The organism is Vibrio sp. 704 (assembly GCF_033339295.1).
Map to the genome: position 1 here is coordinate 1 of NZ_JAWOUH010000305.1, position 800 is coordinate 800.

Annotated in this window: 1 protein-coding gene; it reads left to right on the forward strand. The window is 46.6% G+C overall.

The genetic code is table 11. The features are described from left to right. On the forward strand, positions 1-800 hold an 800-nt coding region (locus R7R24_RS26080; protein WP_318120026.1), incomplete at both ends, for an EAL domain-containing protein.

Genomic DNA, 800 nt, shown 5'->3' on the forward strand with positions numbered 1-800 from the left:
CAAGATGGCCGTGATGCGTTCTGCTTTTACAACCACAACATGAACCAAGATCTACAGCGTTACTTGGATCTAGAAAGTCGATTGCGTAATGCGATCTCGAACCAACTGCTCGAAATGTACTATCAGCCAATCATCGAACTGAAAAGCGGCAAAATTGTTGGCGCAGAAGCATTGATGCGTTGGAACGATGAGAAGTTCGGCTTCGTCAATCCAGAAGAGTTCATCTCGATTGCAGAGAAAAATGGGTTGATTCATCAACTTGGCGAGTTCGCCATTCAGCAAGCGTGTTATCAAGCAGCACAGTGGCAATCCATTTCGCCGTTGTTTGTATCGGTGAACTTCTCTAGCGTTCAATTCCGCTATTGTGATCGCTTATTGGCGTTCATCAGGCAAAGCTTAGAAGAATCGGGTTTGCCTGCTGAGCAATTTGATGTCGAGGTAACCGAAAGCTTGTTGTTTAACCATGATGATGAGTTGGTGGACATGCTGGATAACCTACGTGCGCTGGGTACCAAGCTGACGATTGACGACTTCGGTACGGGCTATTCTGCACTGAGTTACTTGCAGAAGTTCCCGTTTGACCGTCTGAAAATCGACCGCAGTTTTATGCAAAATGTGTTTGAGAACGACTCTGATCGTGAACTGGTCAACGTGATCATTGCTATGGCCAAAGCCTTGCGTCTTAAAATTGTCGCAGAAGGTATCGAAGACCAACGCCATGTGGATTATCTCAACGAGCTAAACTGTGAGTTCGGCCAAGGTTTCCACTATAGCCGCCCTGTGCCAGCGAAGGAGTTTGA